Annotated in this window: 5 protein-coding genes; 3 read left to right on the forward strand and 2 right to left on the reverse strand. The window is 57.2% G+C overall.

Going from position 1 to position 7,509, the window contains the following annotated elements:
• On the forward strand, window positions 1-2,420 hold a 2,420-nt coding region (locus tag LAT75_RS14515), incomplete at its 5' end, for a hypothetical protein (RefSeq protein WP_291483402.1).
• A gap of 8 nt (window positions 2,421-2,428) precedes the next feature.
• On the opposite strand, the gene LAT75_RS14520 is transcribed toward LAT75_RS14515, so the two are convergent.
• Together LAT75_RS14520 and LAT75_RS14525 are read right to left on the reverse strand one after the other, a co-directional pair.
• Window positions 2,429-3,421 (reverse strand): alpha/beta hydrolase-fold protein, encoded by a 993-nt coding sequence (locus LAT75_RS14520; RefSeq protein ID WP_291483403.1) that lies wholly within the window; start codon window positions 3,419-3,421, stop codon window positions 2,429-2,431.
• Window positions 3,422-3,451: 30 nt separating this feature from the next.
• Window positions 3,452-4,354 (reverse strand): DMT family transporter, encoded by a 903-nt coding sequence (locus LAT75_RS14525; protein ID WP_291483404.1) that lies wholly within the window; start codon window positions 4,352-4,354, stop codon window positions 3,452-3,454.
• Window positions 4,355-4,594: 240 nt separating this feature from the next.
• Here LAT75_RS14525 and LAT75_RS14530 point away from each other — a divergent pair, with 240 nt between their 5' ends.
• Window positions 4,595-7,201, forward strand: a complete 2,607-nt coding sequence (locus LAT75_RS14530; protein WP_291483405.1) for an agmatine deiminase family protein — start codon at window positions 4,595-4,597, stop codon at window positions 7,199-7,201.
• Between the two features lie 43 nt (window positions 7,202-7,244).
• The coding region (locus tag LAT75_RS14535) for a DoxX family protein (protein WP_291483406.1) at window positions 7,245-7,509 on the forward strand (265 nt) is incomplete at its 3' end.

Consider the following 7,509-nt stretch of genomic DNA (forward strand, 5'->3'; position numbering starts at 1 on the left):
CAGTACCGTTCACACAGCTTGAAATCACCGGGATTCCGGAGGTCGCCGGTCCGGAGCTCATCCTGCAGATTATGATTGATGACGAAGAAGCCGGGCGCGTGCTCGCAGCCCGCGAAGGCGATGGCCGGTACGTAATGTACGCGCCCGTGAATCCGGAATTCTCGCTTGAGCCGCTGGCCGTGCATCTTCGCTTTCTGGACGATGTGGAAGAAGCGGGACTGCACAGCTGCGGCGATTTCCCGTTTCAGATTCTGGCCCTGCCGCCTGCACCGGGTTATTTTGGGGATTACCTGAGCGGCTTCCGGCAAAACATGCAGGCCATAGGTGAGGTCACAAGACCGCTTTCCCCTGAGCTTGCACAAACCGATTTTGAAGAGGTCCCTTTCGCGGAGCGTCCGGCAATCTGGAGCTCGCGTTTGCTGTACGGCTTTGAGGAATGGCCGGGGCTCGAAGTGGTTCTCTCCGGAGAGTACTTCGAAGGCAGGCTTACTTCTGAAGAATGGGAGACGATCGAAGCGATTTATGCTAATCGTCCCGCACTTTCTGGCGTTTCCTTTTATCGCTTCGGGTTTGATCCGGAAAATATACCGTACAGGGAAAACCTGGAGGGCCCGGATGATGGTGAAACTGGTAGCTTGATGATAGAGCCTGATCCGGCTGTTCTGCTGATAGCTGATGCCGGCTCGGCTGCCGGTACTTACATTATGTCCCTTGCGGCGATACGGTCCCCGTATTCAGAAGTGCTCCCGCAGGACAGGCCCATGGTGCAGTCGTGTAATGACCCGTTTTACAAACCCACGGCACCTATGCTCCAGAATTACTTTATGGCGCAGCAAAATGCAGCGCGGATGGCAGATCAAATTCAGCAGGCAGGAGACTACGTGGCTGACCTTCAGGTAAGTCTGTTCGCTGTTGGGGCAATGGCTGGCCCGAAAGGTGCTGCAGCGTCACGCCTGGCAGCCGTAACTGCTTCGAATGTTGCAGGCCTGGCCATGGCGGCTGCAAATCTTTCGAATCAGATGATGCAGTCTGTTATGCCGGTGGAATTGGGCAGTTTCACCCTTGAGCACGGAGGTCCCTATGAATTTAAAGAGGATGATGAGGAGATGGATGTGAACTGGGAGCTGGCAGAAGTTAGTGCCATCAGCTCTGAGTTTGATGCTACGCAGGCTGCCGCAGAGTTTGCATGGTCAGTCGGTGGCGGTAGGGTGGTTGAACGGGCGTACAGAAATGTTCAGGGGCGAATGCCCTGGCTCAGTGCACTGGAGCAGGAGGGGGCAGGCATTGGTATTGGTAAGATTGTTGAGAGTTTAAACCTCGAAAGCCTAAAGTTCCCGGCCTGCCTTTTCGGACCGGTCGATATTACGGAAGAGCCATGGACAATTTCTTATACCGGGGTTTCAGGCCGTGAGCACCTGCTGGAAAAAATTGACCATCAGAATTTCGAAGTCCGCGAAACCGGTGAAGCTTCTCCCTACGTGTGTGTAGCTGCCGAACTGATGAACCCCGGCGCTTCCGGCTGTCAGGGCGGGGTGCCGCGGCAGTTTATCCCGGTAAACACAAAGGCCATTGAAGTACGCATAACTACGCTGAGCGGTGCAATAGCGCGAAGCAGACAGGAAAAACCCGGCACTACCCTTGTGTACATCGCAGAGGTTCGGAATGCCAATAACGAGCAGGTAAGCTGGTCGGTGAGCAACTCGAAGCATACCCTCTGGCAAGGCGGTACAGACAACCATGAAGCTACGATTGAGCTTTCCACTGATTCGGATGACTTCCCCTTTACCCTTACCGTTGAAAGCACCTCAACGACCGGCCTTCGTGCAATGCCCGACTCCCCGCCAAGACGGCACAGCATCACGATTAGTGAGCTGGAAGAAGATGAGCGCTTCTCTTGTCTGAATGAGTTCGAAATTGCCATGACCGAGCTGGACCGCTGCGGTTTTGTGGCCTATTTACAAGGCACCCTGCCCGGCAGTGACCGCATGCCGCCTGTACCTATTTCGGAGTGCGTAACCGGTGAAATTTACCGGTGGATGGTGAACACGCACGGTATCCATCATCTTGAAATGCGCGGACGGTTTGAACATGGTAATGCGCAAATTACCCTGCGGGTGGATTATGACGGCCTTGCAAAACTTGAAACCAGCGATTTTGCGGTATACGGCTACCTCATGAAAGGGATTATGCAGCCAACACGTACACCGCGGGGGCAGCCGGGTCCTGACCGCAGGCAGCCGCGCTTATCAGAAGCACTGGAGCTCCGCTCGGGTGATCTCACCATTTATCCGCTGGCCGGTATGCCGTATTATGGCAGCGTGTTTAAGTTCGAGCTGAAGCCGTACACAGAAACCCGCCGCCTGCGTGGTACCGGCTACACCGTAGAAGGCATGCTGATGGGCGGGGAAAGCTGTCCGTAGGCCGGTCGCTATTCATCCCCCATCAGAAACAGCAGCGGCTCATGCAGGCGGGCGGCCCATGCCCGCTCGTTGTGTTCCGCGCCCTCGAAGCGGAGCGTGAGGTGGCGAAGGCCTTCGGGTGCCTGAGCGCTCAGCAGGGCATCAACCGCGGCCTGATGCGGAATGTAGAGCGAATCCAGCCTTGCCGTGCCGTAATCAAAATACAGGGCATGATCGGTGAGCCGCGGCAGGCGGTCGGCTATGTAGCGGCGGAAGGCTTCCGGAAAAACGTCATTCTGCTCGAAAAGTCCGACCCAGTGCGTGGAAAGCGCTGCGGCTCCACCGAAAATCTCAGGATGCTCCATCAGTGCGTACATCGAAATGAGGCCGCCCATACTTGAGCCGGCAACGAAGGTGTGTTCCCGGCCGGTCTCAACGGTGAAGGTCTCGTTGATGAAGGGCAGAAGCTCCTGCGTGAGAAACCGGAGGTAGCTGTCGGCGCGCGGGTCGCCCAGGTGCCGCCGGCGCAGGTCTTCGCGCACGGAACCGGGCAGGTGCGCAATCGCAGCCTCCGGGAAATATTCGGCATGGCGGAAATCGCCGTTGTTCCAGACCCCCACCACGATAAAGGGCTGCAGCCGGCCTTCAGCGATCAGTCTGCCGCCAACCTCATCAACCTGCCACTCCTGACTGTTCCAGGTGAGGTCCCCGTCGAAGAGCATCTGCCCGTCGTGCATGTACAGCACCCGGTGCGGGGTTTCGCCGTTGTAGGTGCGCGGCAGCCAGATATCAACCATGCGCGTATCCACAAAACCGGAGTTTACCTGATAGCGGATAAAGCGGCCGGATGCCGGCGTGGGCTGGGCCGGATCATCAAAAAATCCGATTTCCCGGGCTGAAAACGGAGTTGATGCTTCTTCTTCACCGGAAGTCCGGTCTGTCTGGGAAGGGCCGCATCCCCCAAAAAGTACGGCTGCAGCCCCAAAAAGGAGGGTTGTGAAAATCAGGCGGATGGACACCATAGGTGTGATTTACTGAACATTTCGGGTTTCTCAGGCGGTACGAAGCTTTGGTTTGGGTTTGGTACGCGCCAGCACGATTCCTGCAATGATAAAGGCTGCCCCGACATACTGCCACAGCAGCAGCGGCTCCTTGAGCAGCACAACGCCGAACACCAGCCCGAGTACAGGCACGAGGTTCTGGAAGGTCGCTGTGCGTACAGGCCCGACCCGGCTCACGCCGTAATTCCAGATAATATACGCCATCCCGATGGAAAGCAGGCCGCTATACAGCGTTCCGCCCCAGGCCGCGGCGCTAACTGCGCCAAAGTCGAGCCGCACAATCCACGGAAGCCCCGCAATGATCAGCGCAACCCCGCCGGTGAGCATCATCAGCATGGTGAACTGAATCGGCGTGTACCGGCCCAGCATTTGTTTGGTGAAGAGCGTGTAGAGGCCGAAAACAAAGGCAGCAACCAGAATCACGATATCCCCCACGATGTTTTCGGAGCTGAGGGTGATGCCGGTTTCGCTGCCTTCCATAATGAGGAAAATTCCCAGAAAGGCCGCCGCTACTCCGGAGATGGTGAACCAGCTCAGCTGCTGACCAAAAAAGATGCGGCCCACAAGCGCAATCCACACGGGGATGGTGCCCAGCATTACGGCGGCGTTGGCGGCAAAAGTGAAGTTAATGCCCACGATAAACAGCGACTGATACACCAGGTTACCCAGAAGACCCAGCCCGATAATTTTAGGCCAGTCGCCTTTGTGAACCACCAGCTTTTGTCCGCTGCGCAGCAGTACAAAGTACATGAAAAGCGTCGCCAGCGAAAAGCGGAAGGCGTTGAAGCTCATGGGGTCGATTTCCAGCAGGGAAAACTTCACCACAGAAAAATTGAGCGCCCAGATCAGGGCTACGGCAATCAGGGAGACTTCGGTGAGCAGGCTTCGGTTCAAAAAACGTGTTTTGCAGAAATGATGAATAGGGTAGGTTAGCCGGAATGATAGCTGATTTTCGGAAGAATTCCGTGCCCTGAAAAAGGCAAATCTAAGTACGGACTTTAATTGAAGAGGCATTCCCTTATATTGACTGCTGTAAATTTGTTAATCCACCGCATAATCGAACTCATGCTGTTAAATCGACCGTTTTCACTCGTCGCCTTTCCCGGAGCGACCGCGCTTTTATTCCTTTGTTTTATGATGCTCGTTTCCGGCGGATTTCAGCCGGCTCAGGCCCAAAGTTTCGAAGAGACCTCCCTCCCAAAAGAACTTACCGAAGAAGAGCTCACCCGCCTTCATGAAATCGGGCTGCATTTCACCCCGACGGCCCCGCCCTCCGGCACCGTACGCAACATCGCCGAATTTGAGCGCAACGAAGGTGCACTCGTGCGCTGGCCGCTATGGATTCCCGTGAGCCTGGTCGTTGCCATGAGCGAGCATGTTACGGTTACCACCATCGTAGCCAACAATACGCAGCGGAATCAGGCCACCGCGGCTTATCAGAATGCCGGGGCCAATATGGCCAACATCGCCTTCCTCACTGCCCCGACCAACTCGGTCTGGACCCGCGACTACGGCCCCTTTTACATCGCCGACGAAAACCATCAGGTCAGCATTGTGGATTTTATCTACAACCGGCCGCGCCCCCTCGATGATCAGGTGCCCCTCGCACTTGCCTCGCAGCTGGGCATCCCGCATTACGGCATGCCGATTGTGCACACCGGCGGCAACTACATGACCGACGGCTGGAATACCTCGGCCTCCACCGACCTCATCTGGGAAGAAAACAGCTTTAATGAAGAGCTGGTGCTGCAAAACATGTTCGATTACCTGAATACCGAAACCTATCACGTCACCATCGATCCGCAGCAATCCGCCATTGCGCACATCGACACCTGGTCCAAGTTTCTGGATGTGGATAAAATCCTGATTGCCCGCGTTCCGGAAGGCACGCCCTATTATGCCGATCACGAGATGGTGGCCGATTATTTCGCCAATGCCATCAGCAGCTGGGGCACTCCCTATCAGGTTTATCGGATTGACACGCCGGACCTTAGCCCGAATGCTCCCTGGAACTTTCAGCCGCATCCCTACACCAATTCGATTATCCTCAACGAGCGCGTATATGTGCCGCTCATGGGCACCGTGCACGATCAGGCCGCCATCGAGGCCTACGAAGCCGCCATGCCCGGCTACGAAGTTCTTGGCTTTCTCAATCCCAACGAAGGCGGCAATACCGGCTGGAATTCCTCCGATGCCCTGCACTGCCGGGTGAAGGAAATCCCCGACCGCGGCATGCTCTACATGCGGCATTTGCCGCTAACGGGCACGCAGCCCTGGCAGCCGGTTTTTGAGCTCGAAATTGACCTCATCCCCTACAGCGGCGCCGCCCTGATTGAGGAAGCCCTGCAGCTGCACTACCGCCTCGACGACGGACCCTGGCAGCAGCGCGCGCTCACGCATGCCGAAGGCCACAGCTGGGTCGGGCAGCTTTCTGCCGGTTCCGCGCAAACGGTGCACTACTACTTTTCCGCCGCCGACGAAAGCGGCCGCTCCGAAACCTGGCCCCTTATCGGCGAGCCCGGCGCACGCAGCTTCGAACTTGATACCGAGCTGCTCAGCTTCAGCTTTTCTGAAGGATGGCACCTTGCCGGCCTGCCCGCTGACCTGAGCGTGCCCGGCTTTTCTTTTAGTGAAATCTTCGGCACGGCTGCCGTGCAGCCGCCTTTGGTTTTTTCGGGTGATGATGAAACCTTTGCCCCGACCGAAAATCCGGCACCTGGTCAGGGCTTCTGGATGGAGCTGTCGGAGCCGGTGAGCGCCCTGCTCGGAGGAAGCTTCCTCAGTGAAGTGACCCTTCAGATGCAGGAAGGCTGGAACCTGATTTCGGGTCCGCTGGATGCGGTTGACTTCAGCGAACCGGCTGAAATTGCCCCACAGCTGGTGCCGGGCACCCTGTTCCGGCACGGCATCACCCTGCTCCGCGATACGGAAATTCTGCCGGGCCGCGGCTACTGGATCTACGCAAACGAAGCCGGCCCCGTAACGCTGAACCCCGCCGGAGATGGCGGTCGGGACGGAGCCCTTCACAGTGATTTGTCCCTTTCTTTCACGGAAATCCGCTTCACAGCCGGAGAAGACATCGCGGCCCTGCCCCTGTATTTTGAGGGCGTTTTGGGAGAGGCTGATGCCGCCCTGCACCCGGCAAGCTGGCTGCTGCCGCCTGCCGCTCCCGCCGAAGCTCCGGTACTCGACGCCCGCCTTGCCGGCAGCCGCTGGCTCGCTGAAGCCGACACCGCGCACATCAGCCTTCGCGCGCCGCTCGATGCCGAAGGCACGCCGGTGCCGGTAACGCTCAGCCTCAGCTCTCCCACAGCTTCTGATCTTGATATTTTTGAAGTGCACCTGTTCAGCAGCGGCGAACTGATATTTGTGGATGCCTATCCGAACCATTTCAGCCTTGAGCTGCGGGCGGAAGCAGATTCGGTGATGATCTTCCAACCGGCCCCGCTCAGCACGCCGCCGCAGGCCGAGCGTCCGGTCGGGATTTCCCTCTCGCAGAATTATCCGAATCCGTTCAACCCTACCACGAGCATTCAGTTTGAACTGCCGCAGGCGGCGGAAGTCCGCCTTGAGGTGTTCAGCCTTACCGGTCAGCGGGTTGCTGTTTTGGCCGATGGAACGCATCCGGCCGGTATGCACTTGATTTCCTTTGATGCCGGTGCGCTGGCCAGCGGTATTTACCTGTACCGCCTCACCGCCGGCTCTCAGACCCTCACCCGCCGTATGACGCTCGTTAAATAGCGGTCTCGAAATTCTTCATCCTTCACACAAAACACAAAAAATCATGGAAATCACTTTAATTATTTCGATTGCCGCAAAAATCATTATCGCGGCGGGGATCTACAATGTGTGGCTGCTGCGATTTAACAAGGCGACGCCCTATCGCGGCGGAAATGCTAAAAGCATGGAAGAAGAGTTTGCCGCCTACGGTCTGCCGCCGGTCATGATGAAAATTGTGGGCTTCCTGAAGATCGCTTTGGCTACGGTTCTGCTGCTCAGCATCTGGTCGCCTGCCCTTGCAGTACCTGCCGCAGGCGGCATGGCGCTGC

Source organism: Cyclonatronum sp. (genome assembly GCF_022565315.1).
Classification (GTDB): Bacteria; Bacteroidota; Rhodothermia; order Balneolales; family Cyclonatronaceae; genus Cyclonatronum.